The organism is Curtobacterium phyllosphaerae, from assembly GCF_049341865.1.
GTDB lineage: Bacteria > Actinomycetota > Actinomycetes > Actinomycetales > Microbacteriaceae > Curtobacterium > Curtobacterium phyllosphaerae.
In genome coordinates this window covers 300,946-322,751 of record NZ_JBMPIU010000003.1, presented here as the reverse complement: position 1 = coordinate 322,751, position 21,806 = coordinate 300,946, and the positions used below count along the sequence as shown (strand labels likewise).

21 protein-coding genes and 1 tRNA gene are annotated in these 21,806 nt (G+C 73.2%); 11 read left to right on the top strand and 11 right to left on the bottom strand.

Features of this window, described 5'->3' with window-relative positions:
* Positions 1-37 precede the first annotated feature (37 nt).
* Positions 38-2,731 carry a phosphoenolpyruvate carboxylase gene (locus ACO0E0_RS07165; protein WP_422870712.1) on the bottom strand — a complete coding sequence of 898 codons (2,694 nt, stop codon included), beginning with the start codon at positions 2,729-2,731 and terminating at the stop codon, positions 38-40.
* Positions 2,732-2,903: 172 nt separating this feature from the next.
* Here ACO0E0_RS07165 and ACO0E0_RS07160 point away from each other — a divergent pair, with 172 nt between their 5' ends.
* Positions 2,904-4,118 carry a fatty acid desaturase family protein gene (locus ACO0E0_RS07160; protein WP_422870711.1) on the top strand — a complete coding sequence of 405 codons (1,215 nt, stop codon included), beginning with the start codon at positions 2,904-2,906 and terminating at the stop codon, positions 4,116-4,118.
* 114 nt (positions 4,119-4,232) lie between these two features.
* On the opposite strand, the gene ACO0E0_RS07155 is transcribed toward ACO0E0_RS07160, so the two are convergent.
* The gene (locus ACO0E0_RS07155) at positions 4,233-4,688 is read right to left on the bottom strand and encodes an SRPBCC family protein (RefSeq protein WP_422870710.1); all 456 of its coding nucleotides are present in this window, start codon (positions 4,686-4,688) and stop codon (positions 4,233-4,235) included.
* A 170-nt stretch (positions 4,689-4,858) separates the two neighbouring features.
* Here ACO0E0_RS07155 and ACO0E0_RS07150 point away from each other — a divergent pair, with 170 nt between their 5' ends.
* The gene (locus ACO0E0_RS07150; RefSeq protein WP_422870709.1) at positions 4,859-5,410 is read left to right on the top strand and encodes a GIY-YIG nuclease family protein; all 552 of its coding nucleotides are present in this window, start codon (positions 4,859-4,861) and stop codon (positions 5,408-5,410) included.
* A 45-nt stretch (positions 5,411-5,455) separates the two neighbouring features.
* Here the strand turns inward: ACO0E0_RS07150 and ACO0E0_RS07145 are convergent, their stop codons facing one another.
* The gene (locus tag ACO0E0_RS07145) at positions 5,456-6,442 is read right to left on the bottom strand and encodes a hypothetical protein (protein ID WP_422870708.1); all 987 of its coding nucleotides are present in this window, start codon (positions 6,440-6,442) and stop codon (positions 5,456-5,458) included.
* Between the two features lie 86 nt (positions 6,443-6,528).
* On the opposite strand from ACO0E0_RS07145, the gene ACO0E0_RS07140 reads away from it, so the two are divergent.
* From ACO0E0_RS07140 to ACO0E0_RS07130, 3 genes are all read left to right on the top strand, one after another.
* Complete coding sequence (locus tag ACO0E0_RS07140; RefSeq protein WP_422870707.1) at positions 6,529-7,173, top strand: DNA alkylation repair protein; 645 nt, start codon at positions 6,529-6,531, stop codon at positions 7,171-7,173.
* A gap of 303 nt (positions 7,174-7,476) precedes the next feature.
* A complete protein-coding gene (locus ACO0E0_RS07135; protein WP_422870706.1) occupies positions 7,477-8,292 on the top strand; it encodes a sugar phosphate isomerase/epimerase family protein in 816 nt (271 codons plus the stop codon).
* Positions 8,289-9,395, top strand: coding sequence for a Gfo/Idh/MocA family protein (locus ACO0E0_RS07130; RefSeq protein WP_422870705.1), 1,107 nt, complete (start codon positions 8,289-8,291; stop codon positions 9,393-9,395). The genes ACO0E0_RS07135 and ACO0E0_RS07130 overlap by 4 nt, the downstream gene beginning before the upstream one ends.
* 103 nt (positions 9,396-9,498) lie before the next feature.
* On the opposite strand, the gene ACO0E0_RS07125 is transcribed toward ACO0E0_RS07130, so the two are convergent.
* From ACO0E0_RS07125 to ACO0E0_RS07110, 4 genes are all read right to left on the bottom strand, one after another.
* Positions 9,499-10,143 carry a TetR/AcrR family transcriptional regulator gene (locus ACO0E0_RS07125; protein WP_422870704.1) on the bottom strand — a complete coding sequence of 215 codons (645 nt, stop codon included), beginning with the start codon at positions 10,141-10,143 and terminating at the stop codon, positions 9,499-9,501.
* Between the two features lie 254 nt (positions 10,144-10,397).
* Positions 10,398-11,366, bottom strand: a complete 969-nt coding sequence (locus ACO0E0_RS07120) for a hypothetical protein (protein ID WP_422870703.1) — start codon at positions 11,364-11,366, stop codon at positions 10,398-10,400.
* Between the two features lie 7 nt (positions 11,367-11,373).
* Positions 11,374-11,871, bottom strand: coding sequence for a hypothetical protein (locus ACO0E0_RS07115; RefSeq protein WP_422870702.1), 498 nt, complete (start codon positions 11,869-11,871; stop codon positions 11,374-11,376).
* Between the two features lie 17 nt (positions 11,872-11,888).
* The gene (locus tag ACO0E0_RS07110; protein WP_422870701.1) at positions 11,889-12,317 is read right to left on the bottom strand and encodes a hypothetical protein; all 429 of its coding nucleotides are present in this window, start codon (positions 12,315-12,317) and stop codon (positions 11,889-11,891) included.
* 85 nt (positions 12,318-12,402) lie between these two features.
* Between ACO0E0_RS07110 and ACO0E0_RS07105 the strand changes: the two genes are divergently transcribed.
* Both ACO0E0_RS07105 and ACO0E0_RS07100 read left to right on the top strand, forming a co-directional pair.
* A complete protein-coding gene (locus ACO0E0_RS07105; RefSeq protein ID WP_422870700.1) occupies positions 12,403-13,341 on the top strand; it encodes an oxygenase MpaB family protein in 939 nt (312 codons plus the stop codon).
* A 61-nt stretch (positions 13,342-13,402) separates the two neighbouring features.
* Positions 13,403-14,512, top strand: coding sequence for a PQQ-dependent sugar dehydrogenase (locus tag ACO0E0_RS07100; RefSeq protein WP_422870699.1), 1,110 nt, complete (start codon positions 13,403-13,405; stop codon positions 14,510-14,512).
* Here the strand turns inward: ACO0E0_RS07100 and ACO0E0_RS07095 are convergent.
* Together ACO0E0_RS07095 and ACO0E0_RS07090 are read right to left on the bottom strand one after the other, a co-directional pair.
* A complete protein-coding gene (locus tag ACO0E0_RS07095; RefSeq protein ID WP_422870698.1) occupies positions 14,502-16,109 on the bottom strand; it encodes a HAMP domain-containing sensor histidine kinase in 1,608 nt (535 codons plus the stop codon). The genes ACO0E0_RS07100 and ACO0E0_RS07095 overlap by 11 nt on opposite strands.
* On the bottom strand, positions 16,106-16,783 hold the full coding sequence (locus ACO0E0_RS07090; protein WP_422870697.1) for a response regulator: 678 nt from the start codon (positions 16,781-16,783) through the stop codon (positions 16,106-16,108). The genes ACO0E0_RS07095 and ACO0E0_RS07090 overlap by 4 nt, the downstream gene beginning before the upstream one ends.
* 154 nt (positions 16,784-16,937) lie before the next feature.
* Here ACO0E0_RS07090 and ACO0E0_RS07085 point away from each other — a divergent pair, with 154 nt between their 5' ends.
* Positions 16,938-17,651 carry a hypothetical protein gene (locus ACO0E0_RS07085; protein WP_422870696.1) on the top strand — a complete coding sequence of 238 codons (714 nt, stop codon included), beginning with the start codon at positions 16,938-16,940 and terminating at the stop codon, positions 17,649-17,651.
* Between the two features lie 139 nt (positions 17,652-17,790).
* Here the strand turns inward: ACO0E0_RS07085 and ACO0E0_RS07080 are convergent.
* Positions 17,791-17,866: transfer RNA gene (locus tag ACO0E0_RS07080), tRNA-Val, on the bottom strand.
* 153 nt (positions 17,867-18,019) lie between these two features.
* Here ACO0E0_RS07080 and ACO0E0_RS07075 point away from each other — a divergent pair.
* The 3 genes from ACO0E0_RS07075 (at position 18,020) to ACO0E0_RS07065 (ending at position 20,612) form a co-directional block, all read left to right on the top strand.
* Complete coding sequence (locus ACO0E0_RS07075; protein ID WP_422870695.1) at positions 18,020-18,748, top strand: ThuA domain-containing protein; 729 nt, start codon at positions 18,020-18,022, stop codon at positions 18,746-18,748.
* Positions 18,745-19,905, top strand: a complete 1,161-nt coding sequence (locus ACO0E0_RS07070) for a Gfo/Idh/MocA family protein (RefSeq protein WP_422870694.1) — start codon at positions 18,745-18,747, stop codon at positions 19,903-19,905. Before ACO0E0_RS07075 ends, ACO0E0_RS07070 begins: the two co-directional genes overlap by 4 nt.
* 122 nt (positions 19,906-20,027) lie before the next feature.
* Complete coding sequence (locus tag ACO0E0_RS07065; protein ID WP_422870693.1) at positions 20,028-20,612, top strand: hypothetical protein; 585 nt, start codon at positions 20,028-20,030, stop codon at positions 20,610-20,612.
* A gap of 26 nt (positions 20,613-20,638) precedes the next feature.
* On the opposite strand, the gene ACO0E0_RS07060 is transcribed toward ACO0E0_RS07065, so the two are convergent.
* Positions 20,639-21,766, bottom strand: a complete 1,128-nt coding sequence (locus ACO0E0_RS07060) for a bifunctional 2-methylcitrate synthase/citrate synthase (protein ID WP_422870692.1) — start codon at positions 21,764-21,766, stop codon at positions 20,639-20,641.
* Positions 21,767-21,806 lie beyond the last annotated feature (40 nt).

The following is a 21,806-nucleotide window of genomic DNA, read 5'->3' as shown; positions in this document are numbered from 1 at the left end:
CCCAGGCTATGCCCGACGAGGACGACCCGGTCTGGCGTCAGCCCGTGTTCTGCAGGCCGGCCGCGATCCCGTTCACCGTGAGGAGGAGGAGCCGGTGGTCGGCGTCGTCCGGGTCGCGCCCTGCCGCGGGGTCCCCGCCGCGGATCGCGCGGAGCGCCCGGAGCTGCAGGTGCGACAGGGCGTCGACGTAGGGGCTGCGGAGCCGGACGGCGCGGCTGAGCACCGGCCGGGCGGCGAGGACGTCCGCCGAGCCGCTCGTCGCGAGGACCCACTTGCGGGTGAGTGCCATCTCGTCGAGGACCTTCGCCGCGAGGTCGTCGCGGTCGGAGAGGGAGAGGTACTCGCGCGCGATCGCCTCGTCGGTCTTCGCGAGCGACATCTCGACGTTCTTGATCATCGCCGAGAACAGCGGCCAGGACCGGTAGGCGTCCTGCAGGACCTCGACGTCGCCGACCGCGGCGAGCGCCGAACCGAGGCCGTACCACCCAGCGAGGTTGATGCGCGCCTGCGTCCAGGAGAACACCCACGGGATCGCCCGGAGGTCCTCGAGCGACTCGACCGACAACCCCCGCCGGGCCGGACGGGAGCCGAGCGGCAGCAGCCCGATCTCCTCCATCGGGGTCACGGTCGCGAACCACGGCGCGAACCCGTCGGCCTCGACGAGGTCGAAGAACGCCGCCCGGGAGACGTCGTCCATGCGCTGCGCCAACGCCCCGAAGCGCTCCGCGGCGGCCGACGTCACCGCCTCGTTCGACGGGCTGGACGCGAACAGGGCGGCGGCGGCCATCTGCTCGATGTGCCGGGCGCCGATCGTCTTGTCGCCGTATTGCGCGAAGATCACCTCGCCCTGTTCGGTGATCTTGAACCGGCCGTCGACGGATCCCGGCGGCTGCGCGAGGACCGCTTCGTTGGCCGGACCGCCGCCACGGCCGAGGGACCCACCACGACCGTGGAACAGCGTCAGGTCGATGTCGTTCTCCTGCGCCCACGCAGCGATCCGCGCCTGGGCATCGTGGAGCGCGAACGTCGCGGACACCGGGCCGACGTCCTTCGACGAGTCCGAGTACCCGAGCATGACCTCGAGCTGTCGGCCGGTGGCCGCGAGCCTGGCCTGGACGGCCTCGGTGCGGACGACCTCGGCGAGGATCCCGGGTGCGGCGTGCAGGTCCGCGAAGGTCTCGAACAGCGGGACGACGTCGAGCACCGGCACGGCGATCCCGTGCCGCTCGGCGGCGGCCTCGGCGAGGGCGTGCACGTTCGCGAGGTCCTCGGCCGACCGGGTGAAGGACACGACGTACCGGCGGGCCGCGTGCACGCCGTAGCGGGTCTGCAGGTGCGCGATGGTCGCGAACACGGCGAGGACCTCGACGGTCATCGGGTCGAGTCGGTCCGACGTCGGACCTGCCGCGCGGACGTCCTCGAGTGCTGCGCGGTGCACCTGGGAGTGCTGACGGACCTCGAGCTCGGCGAGGTGGAACCCGAACGTCTCGACCTGCCAGACCAGGTTCTGCAGCTCGCCGTTCGCGGTGCGGTGCGCGCCTGCAGCCCGGAGGGAGTCCTGGACGGTGCGGAGGTCGGCGAGCAGTTCGTCGGGCGTGCCGTACGCGAGCGGGGTGTCGCCGCGCCGGGTGGCGTCGATGCGCGCCGCGGCGAACAGCAGGACGCGTCGATGGACCTCCTGCGGCGACCGGATCCCGATCTGGTCGTGGACGTCCGCGTCGAGCCCGTGCTGGGCCGCGGCGAGCTCCGCGAGCGCTGCCGACGCGGGGGTGTCCTGGTCGCTCAGCGTCAGCGTGGCACCGATGCGGCTCGTCGCACGGAAGAGCCCGAGGAGGACGTGCTCGGCGGCGATCTCGGCGGCCTGCCGGGTGACCGCCGCCGTGACGTGCGGGTTGCCGTCGCGGTCGCCGCCGATCCAGGTGCCGAGACGGAGGAACGCGGGCGCGCGCACCGGGCGCCGTCCGGCGTCGACGCCGAGCAACCGGTCGTCGAGCAGCCGGTAGACCTCCGGCACGATCTCGAAGAGCGTCTGGTCGAAGACGCTCATCGCGGTGCGGACCTCGTCGAGCGGCGTCGGCCGGGTGGTCCGGAGCGGTGAGGTGCGCCAGAGCGTCTCGATCTCCTCGAGCATCCGGCGCTCGGTCTCCGCGGCCGCGACCTCGTTGCCGGGTCGGTCGCGCGCGTCCAACAGGTCGGCGATCCGGCGGATGGTGGTCGCGACCGCCCGGCGTCGGGCCTCGGTCGGGTGGGCGGTGAGCACCGGGTGGAACCGCAGGTTCGCGAGTCGTTCCGCCGCGGCGTCGGCACCGACCTCGTCGACGAGCCGGGCGAGGGTCGCGGAGAAGGAGTCGGCCGCTGCGCCGGAGGAGTCCGAGCGGGTCCGGAGCACGCGGACGCGGTGGTGCTCCTCGGCCAGGTTCGACAGGTGGAAGTAGCACGTGAACGCCCGGGCGACCTCCTCGGCGCGCTCCTGGTCGAGGCCCGCCACGAACGCCTGAGCGCGGTCCACGGCGTCGTCCGCACGGCCCTCGTACGCGTCGATGACGGCGGCGCGCAATGTCTCGACGTCGTCGTACAGGGCGTCGCCGCCGGACTCGCGGAGCACCCGGCCGAGCAGGTTGCCGAGGACCCCGACGTCGCGACGGAGGTCGGCGTCCACCGCGCCGCTGACGTCGTCTCGGGCACGGTCGAAGCGTGCGCGGGACCGGGCGGCGTCGTCGATCGTGCTCATGTCGTCCTCTCGGGCGGGGGTCGGCGTCGGGTTCGAGTGTAGGGAACCGATCCGTTCCGTGACGACCGCGCGGCGCGCGGCAGACACACAGCCACTGCACCTACGGTTGGGCAACCGCACACGCGGGAACTCGACGTCGGCCGAAGGGCCGTTCCCGACGGAAGCAGTCGCCATGACGACCAATCCGCTCATCTCCGGACGCGGCACAGCCGAGTCCGCCGGACGCCGCCCCGCGGCGCTCATCTCGGTCCCCACCGACCTCGCAGCCCAGACGACCGCTGCGGTCCGCATCACCCGAGCATCCGGCTTCATCAAGACCCGCCCGCGCGACGGCGCCCCGAACGGCACGTCGTCGTACTCGGCGATCCTCGCGCTCGTCAAGGACGCGGGCCTCCTGCAGCGCCGGACGGGTTTCTACTGGAGCGTCTTCGGCGTGCTCGTCGCGACGCTCGCCGCCGCGTTCGTGCTCTTCGCGGTGCTCGGCGACTCCTGGTACCAGCTCATCGTCGCCGGGGCGCTCGGCATCCTCTTCACGCAGTTCGCGTTCCTCTCCCACGAAGCCGCGCACCGCCAGATCTTCGCCTCGCAGAAGTGGAACGACCACACCGGCCGGTACCTCGGGGTGTTCGTCGCCGGGCTGAGCTACTCCTGGTGGATGAACAAGCACACCCGCCACCACGGGAACCCGAACACGGTCGGCAAGGACCCGGACATCGCGCCGGACACCATCTCGTTCCTCGAGGAGGACGCCGCGAAGACCTCCGGGCTCGTCCGCTGGCTGACTCAGCGCCAGGGGTACGCGTTCTTCCCGCTGCTCATGGGCGAAGGACTCAACCTGCACATCGTGGCCGTCCGGTCGCTCATCACGGGGCAGAACACCAAGGGCAAGGCGAAGGACCGGATCATCGAGTCGTCGCTGCTCGTGGCGCGGTTCGGCATCTACCTCGGCGCGGTCTTCACGTTCCTGCCGTTCGGCATGGCGTGGGCGTTCCTCGGGGTGCAGCTGGCGGTGTTCGGCATCTACATGGGAGCGTCCTTCGCTCCGAACCACAAGGGCATGCCGATCATCGCGCACGACGCCAAGGTCGACTTCTTCTCCCGCCAGGTCCGCACCTCGCGCAACATCCGCGGGGGTGCGTGGGTGTCGCACCTGATGGGCGGGCTGAACTTCCAGGTCGAGCACCACCTGTTCCCGAGCATGGCCCGGCCGAACCTCCGTGCTGCACGACTCCTGGTCCGCGAGCACTGCGCCACGCTCGACGTGCCGTACACCGAGACGACGCTCGTCAAGTCCTACGGCATCGTCGTCCGCTACCTGAACCGGGTGGGCCTCGCGGCCCGCGACCCGTTCGACTGCCCGCTCGCCGCGGAACTCCGCGTCGGCTAGCTCCGGCGGCACTCTGCGTCGCGCGCGACGGGGACAGACGGGAGGCCCGGTGCAGGTGACCTGATCAGGTCGCGTGCACCGGGCCTCCCGTCCGTGTCGGGCGATGTGGGGAGGTCAGGCCTCCACGTCGCCGCGCCAGCCGGCGCCGGTCGGTGCGGCCGACTCGACCCGCTCCTTGAAGTTCTGCAGGTCCTTCTTGATGGCGGGACCGCCGACGCCCGCCGCGGACCCGACCTTCTCGAGGAACCCGGTCGGCTCCCAGTCGATCTGCGCAGTGACGCGGGTCTGTGCGTCGCCGAGCTTGTGGAACGTGACGACGCCGGCGTGCTCCGCGTCGCCGTCCTTCGTGGTCCACGCGACGCGCTCGTCGGGGTGCTGCTCGGTGATGATCGCCCGGAACGAGCGGGTGACCGGCCCGATCTTGACGGTCCAGTCGGTCGTCGTGTCGTCGACCTGCGTGATCGACTCCACCTCGTCGAGGAACGTCGGGAACTCCTCGAACCGGGTCCACTGGTCGTAGGCCTGGCGCACGGGGACGTCGACGTCCACGGTCTCGATGATCTGGGTCATGGGTGCTCCTCTGGTCGGGTCGCGACCCGGTCCGGGTCGCGGTCGCGTCGTCCCGACGGTAGGCGCGCCACCGCGTGCCGTTCCCAGGACGCTGTCCCCCGGCACCGCGTCCGGTACCGGCCGTGGGTGGCGTCGGCGTCGGCGTCGGCGGTCGGCGGTACCGTCCGGGCGTGACCACCACAGCGTGCGCGGCGGAGCGGTGCCGAGGACGAGTGCCGGGCGACGCCCCCGTCCCGCTCTGCGCCCAGCACCTCGACGTGGCACGGGACTTCGCGGACCGGTCCCTCGGCACCCCGGACGTCCTGCCCACCCCCTGTCCGCTCTGCCGCTCCCGGGTCGGCGTGCGCTACCCGTCGGCCTGGATCTGCGCCGTGTGCGAGTGGCGGTACGGGGAGGTCCCGGATGCGGAGCTCCCACCGCCGCGCGTCGACGTCGTCTACTACATCCGGTTCGACGACCGCATCAAGATCGGCACCACCGCGAACCCCCGGCAGCGGCTCGCACGGCTCTGGCACCAGGAGCTTCTCGCGTTCGAGCGCGGCGACCGGACCGTCGAACGCGTGCGGCACGAGCAGTTCGCGGCGTTCCGGCACCCGGGGTCGGAGTGGTTCGCGGTCCACGCCGAGCTCGATGCGCACGTCGAGCTGCTCCGCGCCGGACAGCCGGACCCGTGGGCACGCCACGCACGCTGGACGAGCGAGGCGCTCGCGCTCCGGACCTGACCCCGGCGCGCGGCACCGGCGCGCGGCTCCGGCTCCGGCTCCGGCTCAGCGGAGGTACGCGTCGACGAACAACGGACCGCGGATCTCCCGGAGGACGTCGAGCAGCCGCGGGATCGTCTGCCTGGTGAGCCCGGACGTCTGCAGGTCCCACGGTCCGAGCGGCTCGAGCTTGCCGGTGCGGATGCGGACCACCTCCCAGCCGACGGCGCGGAGCGCCCGGTCCTTCCGACGGTCCGAGTCCTCGCGTCGCCCGACGTGCTCGAGGCCGTGCCGCCCCGTGGAGTCGTACTCGATCGCGACCTGGAGCTCCGGCAGGACGATGTCCGGCCAGGCCTCGACGTGGTCGTGGAACGGCCGCGCGAGTCGGACGGCGTTCATGCCCTCGGTGTGCTCCAGGCGGGCCGCGAGGTCCGACCGGAGCTGCGCCTCGACCGCGGACGCCGGGGCCGGTGCACACTCGCTCCGGAACGGGACGCCGTCCGCCAGGCGCGGGGTGCGGTCACAGACCGGCCGGGAGGCTCGCGGTCGCGTCCGCCCCGGCCGTCGCGGAGGTCCCGGGGTCGCCACGAGCGGGCCCGGTGCCCCGCCCGGTCCTGCGGGCGGTGCGGGGAACGCCGGCGCCGGTCTCGGCGAGGCCGACTCCGGGAGCGGCGGTGCGCCCGCCGGGACGGTCGCACCGAGGCGCGCCCAGGCCTCCGCCGCCGCACGCACCACGCGGGTGGAGCCAGGGCGGGCGAGCGCGGTGCACTCCGGACACCACGAGCTCCGCCGGCGTTCGCGACCGGGCCGGGCGCGCTGCTCGGCCGGTGTGGCGACGAACCGGTGTCCGGCATCGCACTCCCACGTGAGCCAGACGTCGGCCGCGGGCGGGATCTGGGTCAGGACGATCCAGTGGTTGAGGTCGGGGTGGTACTGCCGGACGAGCACCGGGTAGGGCGCCCACGCGTCGCGGAACTCGCCGACCGCGTAGGGCTCGGCTCGGTCGCGCGACCACTGTCGTCGCGCCCACCACATCGCGATCGGCTCCGGCACGGCGGCAGCGTACGTCGCGCCACCGTCACTCCCGGGGGCAGCCCACGGCTCCCCGGGCCGCAGGCCGGTCCGGGCATACTGCTGTGATGGCGTCCCGCAGTGTCCTCGACCGTCTCCTCGCCGCCGTCCCGGAGGACCTCGCCGGGGCTCGTCGGGTCGCGCGGTCGGTGGCGGACGCCGGGGGCCTCGGCGACGCCGACCTCGACGAACTGCTGGGGAGCGAGGCGCACGGACTCCGTCTCGTCGCGGTCCTCGCCCTCGTCCAGCGGTACGCCGACGCCGACGGCGACGAACGTGCGCAGCGGGCCGTCGTGGAGCGGTTCCTGGACGCCGCCCGGGCCGAGCGCCTCGACAGCCGGGAGCTCGTCGACCTCGGTGCCGAACGGATCGTCGGCGACTGGTACGTCGATCGTCCCCGGAACGGGATGTTCGCCCTCGCGAAGAGCGACGTCGTCTGGGTCCGCCGCGCGGCGCTCGTGGCGACGCTCGCGTTCGTCAAGCGCGGGGACGCGTCGACGAGCCTCGACATAGCCGGGCGGCTCGTCCGCGAGACCGGAGCCGACGTCCAGACCGCCCTGGGACTCGTCCTCCGGGAGGTGGGCAAGCGGGCCGACCATGAAGCCCTCCGCGCGTTCCTCGACCGGAACGCCGGTCGGATGCGGCCGCTCGCCCTCGCCGGTGCGACCGAGCACCTGCCCGACGTCGACCGGGAGCGCTACGGGGTGTCGTGACCCGGCGTGCCGACTTGCACTCCGTATCCATCTGGTGAAGTATCAGCAGACCACCCGGTCGACGGTGACCGGGACCACGGAACGGGGCACACCATGACCAGGACGACCACGTCGGCGCAGCCGGAGCCGTACACGATCACCATCTCGACCGCCACGGCGGATCCGCTGAGCGTCCTCCTCGCGGGCGGGTGCCGCGAGGACGACTGACCGGTCATCGAAACCACTCAGTGAGTGGTTTCGGGTAGGCTCGTCGGAGTCGTGCCGCGGCATCGAGGCCTCGGCGCACCCCGAGAAGGAGTTCCCATGTCAGGACCATCAGTGCAGATGTACTCACTCCGCGACGCCGCCGCGGTCGACCTCCCCGGCACCGTCGCCCGCGTGCGCGAGATCGGCTACGAGCACGTCGAGCCGTACGCGTTCCAGGACAACGTCGACGCGTACACCACTGCGTTCGCGGACACCGGCATCACGGCACCGAGCGGCCACGCGGCCGTGATCGACGCCGACGCCCCCGAGTCGATCTTCGACGCTGCGGCCGCACTCGGGATCGGCACGGTCATCGACCCGTTCATCCCGACGGAACGCTGGCAGAGCGCCGACGCCGTGCGGTGGATCGCCGACCGCGTCAACACCCTCACCGAGCAGGCGACCGCGCGCGGCCTCAAGTTCGGGTACCACAACCACCAGTGGGAGTTCACGAACCGGGTCGACGGCCGAACCGTCTACGACCTGTTCGTCGAGCAGCTCTCCCCGGACGTCGTGCTCGAGCTCGACACGTTCTGGGCCACCGTCGGCGGCGCCGACACGCCTGCGGTCCTCCGCTCCCTCGGCGACCGCGTCGTCGCCATCCACGTCAAGGACGGCAAGGTCACGGGCGACATCGCGACCGCGCTCCCGTCGAGCGAGAGCGCGCTCGTCGTGCCGGATGCGCTGAAGGCCGCGTTCGAGAACCAGACGCCCGCCGGCCAGGGGGACGTCGACGTGGCATCGATCCTCGCCGCCGCGCCGCATGCCCTCCGCGTCGTCGAGTTCGACGCCTACAAGGGCGACGTCTTCGAGGGCATCGCCGAGTCGCTCGCGTGGCTCCGGGACAACGACGCCGCGGGCGCCACCGCATGAGCGGCTCCGGCATCGCCGGCGTCGGCATCATCGGCGCGGGCGTCATCTCCGACCAGTACCTCGCGAACCTCACGCAGTTCCAGGACGTCGAGGTCCGGTTCGTCGCGGACGTCCTGCTCGACCGTGCCGCGTCGCAGGCCGCCGAGTACGGCGTCGCTGACCACGGCACGGTCGAACAGCTGCTCGCCCGTGACGACATCGAGGTCGTCGTCAACCTGACACTCCCCGCCGGCCACGCCGACGTCGACCTGCAGATCATCGCCGCCGGCAAGCACGTGTGGAGCGAGAAGCCGGTCGCCACCGACCACGCGTCGGCGGCCGCGGTGCTCGACGCGGCGGCGGCCGCGGGCGTCCGCGTCGCCTGTGCACCCGACACGGTGCTCGGCGCCGGCATCCAGAGCGCGCTCCGGGCGATCGCGCGGGGTGACATCGGGACGCCGCTCACCGCGACGACGATGTTCCAGGTCCCCGGCCCGGACCTCTGGCACCCGAACCCGGACTTCCTCTACGCCGAGGGTGCCGGCCCGCTGTTCGACATCGGTCCGTACTACATCACGACCCTCGTGCACGCCTTCGGCAGCGCGAGCCGGGTGCACGCGGTCTCGTCGAAGTCCCGCGAGACCCGGACGGTCGGTTCCGGCCCCCGTGCCGGCGAGGAGTTCCCGGTCGAGGTGCCGACGCACCACGCGGCGCTCATCCAGTTCGCCGGCGGGGAGTCCGCGCAGACGACGCTGTCGTTCCAGCACGCGCTCCCCCGCTTCGGGTTCGTTGAGATCAACGGCACGGACGGCACCATCTCGCTCCCCGACCCGAACGTGTTCGAGGGCGAGTCGACCCTCTGGACCCTCGGTCGGGACGAGCCGACGACGCTGCCCGCGGTCGGCTCGACGTGGGGTCGGGGTACCGGTGTCGTCGACCTCGTCCGCTCGGTCCGTGCCGGTGTCGACGAGCATGCGTCCGGCGCGACCGCGATGCACGTCCTCGACGTGATGCTCGCGATCCGTGACGCGGCCGCGTCCGGCGACCCCGTCGACGTCGCGTCCTCGGTCGGTCCGATCGGCACCCTGCCGGAGGACTTCGACCCGGCCGCACGCACCCTGTGACGGAGCCGACGCTCGCCTGACCGGGACGCTCCGGACGGACGGACGGGAGGCGGGGTGCCAGCTGGCACCGCGCCTCCCGTCCGTCCGCTGGTGCGGCCTCGCGCTACTGGTCCGTCCGCGGGCCGGAGGCCGGCATGATCGTGCCGAGCACCCGGAGCACCCGCTCCGCGTCGACCTGGTCCGGGTCGAGCAGCCACTGCACCTGCAGCCCGTCGGAGGCGGCCATCACGAGCGACGCGAGGTCCTCGGCATCGAGGTCGTCACGGAGTCGAGCCTGCCGCTGGTCCCGCCGGATGACGTCGGCGAGCTCGGCGCGGAGGGCGCGGAAGCGGGCCCGGATGAAGTCGCGCGCCACGGGATGGCCGTCCTGCACCGCGGCGGCAGCGAGCGCGGTGTAGAGCTGCACGAGCCCCGGGACCGTCCGGTTGCGGTCGGCGCTCGCCCGCATGTCGTCGACCGCCGAGAGGAGCGGGTCGTTCGACTCGACGACGTGCTCCTCGTACTCGCGGTACACGGCGACGAGCAGGTCGTCGCGGGTCGGGAAGTAGTGCCGGAGGGCTGCCTGGGAGAGCCCGAGCCCGCTGGCGACGGTCCGGAGCGACGACGCGTCGACGCCGTGCTCCCCGATGAGGCGGATCATCTCGGCCAGGATCTGTGCGCGCCGGACCGTGCCCTTCGGCGATGACGGCGACGGGGCGGTCGAGGGGGTCGACGGACGGTCCTCGTCGGGATCCGGTGCGCTCGCCATCCCCCCAACGTACCGGGCGGCGAACTTGGACATGTCCGAGAGTTCCGTTCCGGCGCGGGAGTGCGTAGCCTGTCTGGCATCGGCCATTCCCCCCAGTGGCCGGTCACGCCCCCGGGTTCCAGACGCTGTCCCCCCACAGCCGTCGGAGCCGCGGGGGCTCCTCGCGCCCGGCCCGGCCCCGGGCGGGCTCGGTGTCGGTGTCGTCCGGGTCGGAGTCGTCAGGGTCGGTGTCGTCCGGGTCGGTGTCGTCCGGCTCAGAGCAGCTCGTACCGGCCGACGAGCGTCTCACCGCGGACGAGCAGCCGCTCCTCGGCCGACGTGGGCGTGAACTGCGGGTCGAGGAACATCTCGTCCCGCACCTCGACGACGAGCCGGTGCACCTCGTCGAGCCGGGTCGCCGTCGCGCCCGGCGCGCGGACACCACTCGGCAGCCGCAGGCGTCGATCGGCGCGGGACACCCGGTCCCGGAGCGCCTCGAGCCCCACGATCAGCTCCGGGAGCTCCAGGGCGACGCGACGTCGGACGACACCGCCGGCAAGGGCCGGGATCGCGAGGCCCGCCGCCACCAGCACCACCGAGACCAGCAACAGCGGCGCGTACGCGCGGTTGACGGTGTCGGCCGTGTCCGTCCGGCCGGTCACGGCGATCACGTCCCGGACGACGAGCAGCACCGCGGTGACCACGGACGACGCGCAGCCCGCGATCAGGATTCTGATCCCGAGCCGGACCGCCCGCGGCGCGGACGCGTACCCGGAACCGAGGCACGCGATCCCGGCCGCACCGAGCGTGACTCCGAAGTAGACGAAGTGCGACATCGAGTAGACCATCGCGGCGAACTGGTCGCCGTAGTGCGACATGAACGCCGTCTGCGTGCCGTCGACCATGTCCACGTGCGCGAACGCCACCGTCTGGACCGCGACGACGCCGAGCGGGACGACCCAGGCCGTCCCCGGGCGCGGGACGCGGCCGCCGACGGCCGTGGTGATGCCCCGGGACAGGAACGCCACCGCACCGACGAAGAGGGTCTGCTTCAGCAGCTCCGCGCCGTTGCCGCCGCCGAGTGCATCGTCGATCGCGATCGCGAGGCCGTGCACGGCGACGGTGAAGGCCAACGCCATCAGGGTGGCAGCGGTCAGCACGGACGTGTCCCGCCCACGGCGGACCGGGAAGACACACGCGCCGACGACGATCCACATCACGGCCGGCAGAGCGAGCTCGATCACGGGGTCGTCACGAGAACACGCTGAGGAACTGCGACAGCCGAGGGGGCCCACGACGGATCAGACGGGCGAACGCGTCGGCGAGGAGCTCCGCGGCGATCTCGGTCGCGTCGTCGAAGTGCGATCGACGGGCTCGGAGGACACCGCCTCGGTCGTCGGTCACCGTGCCGGGGAGCACCGTGGTGTCCGCGGCGACCACCACCCCGGTCAGGTCGAGGACGAGGTGGCCGATCTCGTGCAGGACGAGCGCGTCGCGGTGGCGGGCGGACCGGGTCGGTGCGATCAGGATCTCGTCGTCGTGCTCGCGTGCGTTCCACCAGCCGCAGGTCGTGGTGCCGGCGAGCGTCGGCAGTTCGACGACGCTGATCGGCCGCCGACGCAACGTCGCGACGTGTGCGACGATCCCGTCGACCGTCAGCGTCTCCGGCGACGGCAGGCGGGCGAACGCGGTCGACGCCATCTGCTCACCGTCGTGGTGCGCCTGGAGCCGAGGGTTCCTCGCGGACATGACGCAATCCTACGTGCTCAGTCGCGCCCGGCGGCCTGCTGGTCGAGGTACTGCGCGATCGCCTCGTACGCAGCCGGATCGGTGTCGCCGAGGTTCCGGGCCGCGAAGTGCTGCACCCGGGCTCGTCGGAGTGACCGGACGAGGTGCATCTCCGCCGCGATCGACGCCGGGAGGTCGTCGTCCCCGCGCAGGTACGCGACGTCCACACGGAAGAGCTCTGCCAGCCCGTCGAGGACGTCGACGTCGCGGATGCGCCACGAATCGCCGCTCAGCATGTACCCCCAGCGGGCACGGGAGAGGGGGATGCCGCGTTCCTCGAGGAACGTGTTCACCTCGGCGAACGTGTACGGGGTGCCGCGGACGGCCTCGACGTGGTCGAGCAACAGTGCCAACCGCTGCGCGAGCCGGCGGGGCTCGGGACCTTCCGCACTCTGCGGGTCGTTCATGACGGACGGCGCCTCCCCGTTGTCGGTACGGATCCGGATGCCGGCATCGAACGGACTCGCACAGCACTCTGTCTACCATGGTGCGATGGCCGACCGCTCCACACCCGCCGTGATCGGATCATCGCTCTCCCCCGCCGACGAGGCGCTGTTCGGGCCCTACCGTCGCGCCGTCCTCACCGAGCTCGGCCCCGACTTCCGGCTCGGGTTCAAGCTCGCCTACTTCGCGAACTTCGCGTCCCCCGCGATCGCCGGTCCGCTCGACGCGTCGGCCGAGATCATGCGGGAACCGATGCGACGCGCGAAGGACACGTCGATCGTCGTGTACGAGATCATCGCGAACGGGTTCGAATCCGCACGAGGGAGCCGGATGACCGAGCTGCTGCGGCGTGTGCACCGCGACGTCCCGGGGTCCGCGGACGACTTCCGGTACGTGCTGCTGGCGCTCCTCGTGATCCCGATCAGGACCGTCGACCGGAGTGGCGCCCGGCGGACCACGGCGGCCGAACGAGCGGCGGCCACCCGGTTCTACGACCGGCTCGGCACCGCGATGGGCCTCGACGACATCCCGGGCACCTACGCCGAGGCCGCCGCGTTCTGCCGCCGCTACGAGCGAGCGAACGCGCGGCGGAGCGAGGCCGGCGACCGGCTCATGGCGAGCACGCTTGCCGCACTGCTCGGTTCCGTCCCGCAGTCCCTCCGGCCGGTGGCGGGCGGGGTCGCCCGGTTCGTCGTGAGCGCGCTGTTCGGCGACCGGACGCTCGCGCTCGCGCTCGGGCTGCCGGTCGTTCCGACACCGGTGGCGCGGCTCGTCGCCGCCGTGCGGCGCGCCGGCCGACGTCGCGGAGCCGGACGGGAGGCGCGGGTCGAGTTCACCAGCGGGGAACGTTCCCGGGTGTACCCGGCCGGGTACGTCCTCGACGACATCGGCCCGGCCGCCGGCAGGCACCGCTCCGTTCCCGGAGCGATGCCTCCCCCCAGTGGCGACCCGACGACCTGGACATGTCCAGGTCCGGTCGAAGACTAGCCCAGATCGGGTGTCCGCACCCGCATCGATGATGCTGAGCGTCCGTACAGTTCCGTCCGTCATGGTCGACGCCATGTCTCGGACCCTCGCCATCGCGGGCGCGCTCACGGCGCTCATGCTCCTCGCCGGCTGCACCGCGGGCGGTGGGCCGGACCGCCCTCGTCGGACGAGCGTCCCGGAGCCGACCGGCCTCACACGCGGGGAGTCCGCCCCGACCGGCACGCCGCGCGACGTCCTGACCGGACTCGACGCTCCGTGGTCGGTCGTGCTGCACGACGACGTCGTGCTGCTCAGCGAGCGCGACTCCGGCGCGGTGCTCGAGATGACGGCGGACGGAACCCGGACCGTCGGGACCGTGCCGGGTGTCCGCCACGGCGGCGAAGGCGGCCTCCTCGGACTGGCCGTGCGCGACGACGACCTCTTCGTGTACTCCACCGCGACCGACGGCAACCGGATCGAACGGTTCCCGCTCCGGGGCGGACCGGGCGCACTGGCACTCGGCACGCCGACGACGATCCTCGACGGGCTGCCCGCGAACACCTTCCACGACGGCGGCCGCATCGCCTTCGGACCCGACGGCATGCTCTTCGCGTCCGTCGGGGACGCAGGCGTGCCGACCGACGCCCAGGACCGGTCGTCGCTCGCGGGCAAGATCCTCCGGATGACGCCGGACGGCGACGTGCCGATGGACAACCCGTTCGACGGCTCGCTCGTCTGGAGCCTCGGACACCGGAACGTCCAGGGTCTCGGGTGGCTCGCGGACGGTCGGATGGTCGCCGCCGAGTTCGGGCAGGACGACCGGGACGAGCTGAACGTGATCGAGCCGGGGTCGAACCACGGCTGGCCCGAGGTCGAGGGCACCGGGGGGACGTCGCGGGGGTTCGTCGACCCCGTGCAGGAGTGGGCCACGGACGACGCGAGTCCGAGCGGACTGGCGGTGATCGGCGACACCGTGTTCGTCGCGAACCTCCGCGGGGCGATGGTCCGCGGGATCCCGGCGTCGGACCTCGGGTCCTCGCACGAGTACTTCGCCGGCGAGTACGGGCGGATCCGCACCGTCCTCGCCGCGCCCACCGGCGATGCACTGTGGTTCGTCACGAACAACACCGACGGGCGCGGCGATCCGCGTGCGGGCGACGACCGGATCGTGTCGGTCGACCTCAGCCGCTGACCGGCACCCGCGCCGGGGATCCCGGCTCGGATGCCGTCGCACCGGTGCCCGGGGTCGGGACGACGGCCGGCACTGCGAGCTCGAACACCGTGCGCGCACCCGGCAGGCAGACCAGGTCGCCGCCGTGCGCCCGCGCGATCCCCCGGGCGATCGGCAGCCCGAGGCCCGCTCCGCCGCTCCGGTCGTCGCGACCGGCGTCGAGCCGGACGAGTCGGTCGAACACCCGTTCGCGGTCGCCCTCCGGGATGCCGGGTCCGTCGTCCGTCACACGCACCACGCCGACCGCGCCGTCCTCCCGGTCGCCGGTCGTCACCTCGATCCGCACCGTGCCGGCTCCGCCGGTCGCGCGAGAGGCGTTCTCCACCAGGTTGCCGATGACCTGTCCGAGTCGGTCCCCGTCGGCGCGCACCGACACCGGCCCCTCCGGTTCACGCACGTCGACGACGAGGCGTGGCGACCGGAGCCGCGCCCGCTCGGCCTCGACACGCGCGACGGACCCGAGCGACACCGGCGCGATGTCGAGCCGGAGTCCTCGGTCGACGCGCGCCATGAGCAGCATGTCGTCGACGAGGCGCGACGCCCGACCCGCCTGGCGGACGACGTGCACCGCCAGGTCTTCACGCTCCGCCCGGTCGAGCGGCGCCCGCACCAGCGTGTCCGCCGCCGCGCGGATGCCGGCGACCGGGGTGCGGAGCTCGTGCGCCGCATCGGACAGGAACGACCGCATCCGCGCCTGCGCGTCGAGTGCGTGTCGTTCGGCGCCCTCGACGGCGTCGAGCATCTCGTCGAACGCGACCGCGACCCGCCCGATCTCGGTGGTGCGCCGCGCCGGCTGGAGACGCCGTCCGCGGTCACCGCTCGCGATCGACCTGGCCGCGAGCGTCATCTCGTCGAGCGGCCGCATGGTCCGACGGACGACCAGCACGAGTCCCGCGGCGGCGACGAGCATGAACGCGGTCGAGGCGCCGAGCATCACCCAGCGGAGCTCGCCGAGCACCTCGTCCACGGACCCGGTCCCCGCCGTGAGCCGGATCGTCGACCCGTCGCTCAGGTGCGAGACGAGCGTCACGATCCGCCCCTCCTCGGTGACCGTCGACGAGGTGACGCTGACGCGGGACGACGCACGACCGGCCGCGGCGGCGGCACCGGAGCCGGCCGTGCCGGAACCGCCGGCCGACGTCGATCCGGCGGCCGATCCTCCAGGCCGCCCGTTCGTCGGAAGCGGGACGGCCGCCGGGTCCGGCGGCCCCTTCTTGAGCTGTGCGGGCGTGGGGCCGGCGTTCACCGACCCGCCGTCGGCAGCGGTGATCGTCACCGACAGGCCCTGCATCGACAGGCGGTCCGCGAGGTCGTTCGAGTCGACGGTCCCGACGAGCGCTGCCGCGGCGGCCGCGCGGTCGTGCAGGCGGTCCTCGATCTGGCCGCGGAGACGGTCGCCGAGCACCGTCTCGACGGTGACGCACAGCGCGCCGAGGAGGACGGCGAGCAGCACCAGGACGGCCACCACCGTGCGGGCGCGGAGCGACCCCGTGCGGAGCGACGCGCTGCGGAGCGACGCGCTGCGGGGCGACGCGCTGCGGGGGGTGCGGGGGCTCATACGGCGTCCGCACTGAGCCGGTAGCCGAGCCCGCGCACGGTGTGGATCAGCCGCGGACCACGCACCTCCATCTTGCGACGCACCGCGCTCAGGTGCACCTCGACGAGGTTCGGGTCGACGCTGTCGTACCCCCACACCTGGGTGAGGATCTGACCCTTCGAGACGGTGCGCCCCCGGCTCTCCGCCAGGAAGGACAGCAGCCGGAACTCCGTCGCTGTGAGGTCGAGCGCCACCCCGGCGCGCCGGGCCACGGCGGCCTCCGGGTCGAGGACCAGGTCCCCGATCTCCAGCACGGACGGGATCCGTCCGCGTCGGCGGAGCACGGCCGTGACGCGGGCGACGAGTTCCGCCATCGAGAACGGTTTGACCACGTAGTCGTCGGCGCCCTCGGCGAAGCCACGGAGCCGATCGTCGACGTCGTCGCGGGCGGTGAGCATGACGATGGCCGCGTCGGACGAGGTGCGGACCCGTCCGGCGAGCTGGATCCCGCTCGCACCGGGCAGCATCCAGTCGAGCAGGACCAGGTCCGGCACGAAGCGGACGATGTCCTGCAGGAGGGCCGAGCCGTCCGCCGCGTCGAGCACGACGAGCCCCGCGTCACGGAGGGATCGGGACACGGACACGCGGATCGTCTCGTCGTCGTCGACGACCAGGACGCGGGCAGGAGTGGTCACGGCGGACACCGTACGTCGACGCGGCAATCACGAAGCATGGAACGAGCTGGGACGACCCTGTGCTTCAGTCATGCTTCAGATTCGGTCTCGACCGTGGAGTTCGTCGGCAGGAACGCCGACCCGGCCGCACGCCGGACGACGAACGGGAGACATCATGACGAACAAGGACGAGCACGGTGAGGACCAGCCAACCCGCGAGTACCCGCGGTCGGCGCAGCCGACCGAGCAGTTCCCGGCATCCCTCGGATTCGAGGACACCGCCCACGACGAGCGTCGGACGGGAGGCGCAGGATGGTCCGCGTCGTCGGCCGCCGGCGAGCAGGGCGGTCGCCGGGTGCACCTCGGGCGGCGGATCGGGATCACGGCGGCGGTCGCCGCGGTGATCATCGGCGGCGGTGTCGGGGTGACCGCTGCGGTGGCGGCGGGCAACGCGGGCGGCGGGTCGCCGGTGGCGATCGCCTCGGGCGCACCGTCGGGTGCCCCGTCCGGTGCGCCGAAGGGCGCGCCCTCCGGTGCCCCGTCGGGTGCGCCGAAGGGTGCACCCTCGGGCGCTCCCTCCGGTGCGCCGAAGGGCGGCAAGGCCGGCGACCCGGCGGTCGGGCCGGCCGGTGGACCGGCGGCCGGCGGCGGGGCGTGCGCCCCGGGCGCCCCGGCAGCCGGTGGCGCTCCGGCCGGCGGTCCCGGTGCGGGTGGACCGGCGGCGGGCGGACCGGCGGCGGGCGCGGACGGTGCCACGGCACCGTCGACTGATGCTCCGACGCCGCCGAAGGGTGCTCCGAAGGACGCGCCGAAGCCGGGCGCGGACGCATCCGGCGCACCGTCGGCTCCGGCGGATGCGCCGAGCGGGCAGCCGACGTCGGGGTCCTGACCCGAGTCCTTGCATCGACGCCGGCGCGGGCCGTGCTGCTCTCGGGCGGTGCGGCCCGCGCCGGCGTGCATGCCTGCTTCGTCAGGCCGTCGGGACCAGCACCCGGGAGGGCCGCGTCGCCGCGCCGAGTCCACCGGCGTGGTGGGCCCGGCCGGGCTCGAACCGACGACATCCACGGTGTAAACGTGGCGCTCTACCAACTGAGCTACAGGCCCCCGCACGCACCGGGCGCACCCACCGGGCAGACGCACCGGGCGGACGCGTCGAGTCTAGCCGCGCACCGCCGCTCCCCCGGCTCGCCTTGTAGCGTCGACCGCAGCGCTCGGCAGCGCTCGGCGACACACGACGACGACGACGAAGGTGGATGCATGACGATCGCACACGACCCCGACCAGCACGGCGACGCGGCGGGAGACCCGGTCAGCCGACCACGCCGGGCGCTCGTCGTCCGTGGCGGGTGGGACGGACATGTCCCGGTCGAGGCCACCGACTCGTTCCTCCCGTTCCTGCGGGAGCACGGGTTCACGATCCAGGTCGAGGACTCCCCGGCTGCGTACGCTGACGAGGCCGTGATGGCCGACGTCGACCTCGTCGTGCAGAGCGTCACGATGTCGACGGCGACCGACGCCGAGGTCTCCGGTCTCCGGGCGGCGGTGGCGCGCGGCGCGGGACTGGTCGGCTGGCACGGCGGCATCGCGGACTCGTACCGGGCGAGCGCCGAGTACCTGCAGCTCATCGGCGGCCAGTTCGTCGCGCACCCCGGTGGCGCGGTCGAGCACACGATCGCGTTCACCGACCTCGGACGCGCCCACCCGGTCACGGCCGGCCTCGCCGACTTCACGCTGGTCACCGAGCAGTACTGGGTCCTCAGCGACGACCTCGACGACGTCCTCGCGACCACCACGCACGCGGCACGCGACCAGTGGGCCCGGGCGGTGACGGTCCCCGCGGTGTGGACACGGGCCTGGGGTGACGGCCGGGTCGTCGTGGTCAGTCCCGGGCACGACCTGGCGGTCCTCGACCACCCGAGCGTCCGGACCATGATCGAGCGCGGTGTCCTCTGGGCCGCCGCCGAGCACGCGGAGTCCGGCCGATGAGCGCCCGGCACGGCATCGGCATCGTCGGGCTCGGCGTCATCGCCCAGGCCTACCTCGAGACGCTGCGGGACCATCCCCGGATCCGCATCGCCGCCGTCGCCGACCTCGACGCCGCGCGCGCCGAGGCAGTCGCCGCGACGCTCCCCGGCACCGACGCCGTCCCGGTCGACGACCTCCACCGCCACCCCGGCGTGCAGACCGTCCTCAACCTCACCATCCCCGCCGCGCACACGGAGGTCGCCCTCGCCGCGATCGCCGCCGGCCGGTCGGTCTACGGCGAGAAGCCCCTCGCGGTGACGATGGCGGACGCCGACCGGGTCATCGAGGCGGCCGACGGTGCCGTCGCTGCCGATCCGGGCCGGAGGGTGCGCGTCGGCTCGGCGCCGGACACCGTCCTCGGGACCGGGACGCAGACGGCCCGAGCGGCGATCGACGACGGCATGATCGGCCGCCCCACGGCCGCCGTCGCGACGATGGTCACCCCGGGGCACGAGGCCTGGCACCCGAACCCGGACTTCTACTACCGGGAGGGCGGCGGTCCGCTCCTCGACATGGGTCCCTACTACGTCACGGCGCTGGTGCACCTCCTCGGGCCGGTCCGCGCCGTGGTCGGCTCGGCGAGCGCGCTCCGCGACGTCCGGACGATCGGCAGCGGTCCGCGCGCGGGAGAGGAGATCCCGGTCTCGACGCCGACCCACGTCACGGGCATCCTCGAGCACACGAACGGCGCACTCTCGACGATCGTCACGAGCTTCGACGCGGTCGCGACGACGGCGGCGCCGATCGAGGTGCACGGCGAGCGCGCCACGCTGCAGGTCCCGGATCCGAACGGCTTCGCGGGCGAGGTCCGGCTCCGCGAACTCGGGGCGGACGACTGGCTGGTGCTCGAGCCGTCGGCGGGCTACGTGGACGGCGCTCGGGGCGTCGGGCTCCTCGACTTCCTCGACGCGGGCACGTCGGGACCGACGAGCACGGACGGCAGGGAGGGCACGGACAGCACGGCGGGCCGCGCGAACGGTGCGCTCGCCCGCCACGTCCTCGAGGTCATGACGGGCGTCCTCCGCTCCGCCGAGACCGGCACCCGTGTCGCGATGGTCACCACCACCGAGCGGCCCGCGCCGGTGCCCCTGACGCCTGCGGCCGCGTGGCGCGCATGACACCCCGCTGCCGTGGCCGGCGGGGTCGCACCGTCCGGGCCGCCGAGCCGGACGGGAGGCGCGATCTGCGTCCGACACGTCGCCGCGCGGTGACGGGGCTGGTCGCGGTGACGCTCGTGGCCATGACCCTGTCCGGGTGCGCGGTCCCCGGCGGCGGCGCGGACGGGACCGCCGGCGTCGCAGCGGGCCCGGCGAGCGCCATCGGCGCGTCCGGCACGGTCCCGGTCTGGCCCGCGCCGACCGGGCTCGCCGCGCTGCAGGGCCACGCCGACGCGGCGGGCCTCCACGACGTCTGGGGCCGGAAGCTCGCGGAGCACGTCCACGCGCACCTCGCGATCACCGACGACGGCGTCCCGATCACGGTCCCGGGCGACATCGGTCACAGCGCCGCACGGAAGTTCGCCGCGGAGATCCACACCCATGACACCTCGGGAATCATCCACGTCGAGAGCCCGACCCGGCAGGACTTCACCCTCGGACAGTTCTTCACCGAGTGGGGCGTCGACCTCGGGCGCGGCCGGATCGGGGACCTCGTCGGCCCCGGCCACGGCGGCGCACTGACCGTCTGGGTCGACGGCCGTCGCGTGTTCGGCGACCCGGCGGACATCCGGCTCGACGACCTCGAGCAGATCGACCTCGCGATCACCCACGTGGGTCACGTCGCGCGACAGGCCCCGGCCTTCGACTGGCCGCCGCAGTACCACTGAGTGCGCGCGGCCCTGCCGTCGATCCCCTAGGCCAGGTGCCGTTCCGGCGGTCCGTCGTACTCGGACAGCGGCCGGATCAGCGCGTTCGACGCCCGCTGCTCCATCACGTGCGCCGTCCACCCGACGACGCGCGCCGCGACGAACACCGGGGTGAACGACTCGGTGTCGAAGCCCATCAGGTGGTAGGCCGGCCCGGACGGGTAGTCGAGGTTCGGCTCGATGCCGGTGCGGTCGCGCATCGCCGTCGCGAGGGCGTCGTACAGGGCGAGGACGTCCGGCCGGTCCATCGACTCCGCGACCCGGACGAGCGCGTCGTGCATCGTCGGGACACGGGAGTCGCCGTGCTTGTACACACGGTGCCCGAACCCCATCACCTTGCGCTTCGCGGCGAGTGCCTCGGACAGCCAGGCGTCGGTCCGCGCGGCGACCTCCGCGGCCGTGCCGTCGGTGCCGATCTCCTCGAACACACCGAGCACCGCCTCGTTCGCGCCACCGTGCAGCGGCCCCTTCAGCGCACCGATCGCCGCCGTGACGGCCGAGTGCATGTCGGACAGCGTCGACGTCACGACGCGCGCGGTGAACGTCGAGGCGTTGAACGAGTGCTCGGCGTAGAGCACGAGCGACTGCCGGAACGCGTCGACCACCGTGTCCGACGGCAATGACCCGAACGTCATCCAGAGGAAGTTCTCCGCGTACCCGAGGTCCGCGCGCGGCGGCACCGGTCCCTGCCCGTGCGCGCGTCGCTGCGCCGCGGCGACGATCGCGGGGAGGACGGCGAACAGCGACTCCGCCTTCGCCAGTTCCGCGTCCGACGAGGAGTCGCCCGCGGACGGGTCGGCGGCCCCGAGCGCCGACACGGCGGTGCGCACGACGTCCATCGGGTGCGCGGTCGGCGGGAGCGCGTCGAGCACCGCGAGGACGGCGGGCGGGAGCGCCCGGGCCCCGGCGGACCGCGCCGTGAACGCCGACAGCTCGTCCGGGTCCGGCAGCGACCCGTGCCAGAGCAACCACGCGACCTCCTCGAAGGAGCACGATGCGGCGAGCTCCTGGACCGGGTACCCCCGGTACAGGAGCGAGTTCGTCTCCGGGTTCACCTTCGAGATCGCCGTCGTGTCGACGACGACCCCGGCGAGGCCCTTGTGGATGTCCGTCATGATCGCTCCTTCGCGCGTGCGGATGGTGCTGGAAGCCGGA

Bases quoted from the DNA above. Each gene is read 5' to 3' on its own strand.
- ACO0E0_RS07165 (WP_422870712.1), bottom strand. From the start codon at position 2,731: ATGAGCACGATCGACGACGCCGCCCGGTCCCGCGCACGCTTCGACCGT.
- ACO0E0_RS07160 (WP_422870711.1), top strand. From the start codon at position 2,904: ATGACGACCAATCCGCTCATCTCCGGACGCGGCACAGCCGAGTCCGCC.
- ACO0E0_RS07155 (WP_422870710.1), bottom strand. From the start codon at position 4,688: ATGACCCAGATCATCGAGACCGTGGACGTCGACGTCCCCGTGCGCCAG.
- ACO0E0_RS07140 (WP_422870707.1), top strand. From the start codon at position 6,529: ATGGCGTCCCGCAGTGTCCTCGACCGTCTCCTCGCCGCCGTCCCGGAG.
- ACO0E0_RS07135 (WP_422870706.1), top strand. From the start codon at position 7,477: ATGTCAGGACCATCAGTGCAGATGTACTCACTCCGCGACGCCGCCGCG.
- ACO0E0_RS07130 (WP_422870705.1), top strand. From the start codon at position 8,289: ATGAGCGGCTCCGGCATCGCCGGCGTCGGCATCATCGGCGCGGGCGTC.
- ACO0E0_RS07125 (WP_422870704.1), bottom strand. From the start codon at position 10,143: ATGGCGAGCGCACCGGATCCCGACGAGGACCGTCCGTCGACCCCCTCG.
- ACO0E0_RS07115 (WP_422870702.1), bottom strand. From the start codon at position 11,871: ATGTCCGCGAGGAACCCTCGGCTCCAGGCGCACCACGACGGTGAGCAG.
- ACO0E0_RS07110 (WP_422870701.1), bottom strand. From the start codon at position 12,317: ATGAACGACCCGCAGAGTGCGGAAGGTCCCGAGCCCCGCCGGCTCGCG.
- ACO0E0_RS07105 (WP_422870700.1), top strand. From the start codon at position 12,403: ATGGCCGACCGCTCCACACCCGCCGTGATCGGATCATCGCTCTCCCCC.
- ACO0E0_RS07100 (WP_422870699.1), top strand. From the start codon at position 13,403: ATGGTCGACGCCATGTCTCGGACCCTCGCCATCGCGGGCGCGCTCACG.
- ACO0E0_RS07095 (WP_422870698.1), bottom strand. From the start codon at position 16,109: ATGAGCCCCCGCACCCCCCGCAGCGCGTCGCCCCGCAGCGCGTCGCTC.
- ACO0E0_RS07085 (WP_422870696.1), top strand. From the start codon at position 16,938: ATGACGAACAAGGACGAGCACGGTGAGGACCAGCCAACCCGCGAGTAC.
- ACO0E0_RS07075 (WP_422870695.1), top strand. From the start codon at position 18,020: ATGACGATCGCACACGACCCCGACCAGCACGGCGACGCGGCGGGAGAC.
- ACO0E0_RS07070 (WP_422870694.1), top strand. From the start codon at position 18,745: ATGAGCGCCCGGCACGGCATCGGCATCGTCGGGCTCGGCGTCATCGCC.
- ACO0E0_RS07065 (WP_422870693.1), top strand. From the start codon at position 20,028: ATGACCCTGTCCGGGTGCGCGGTCCCCGGCGGCGGCGCGGACGGGACC.
- ACO0E0_RS07060 (WP_422870692.1), bottom strand. From the start codon at position 21,766: ATGACGGACATCCACAAGGGCCTCGCCGGGGTCGTCGTCGACACGACG.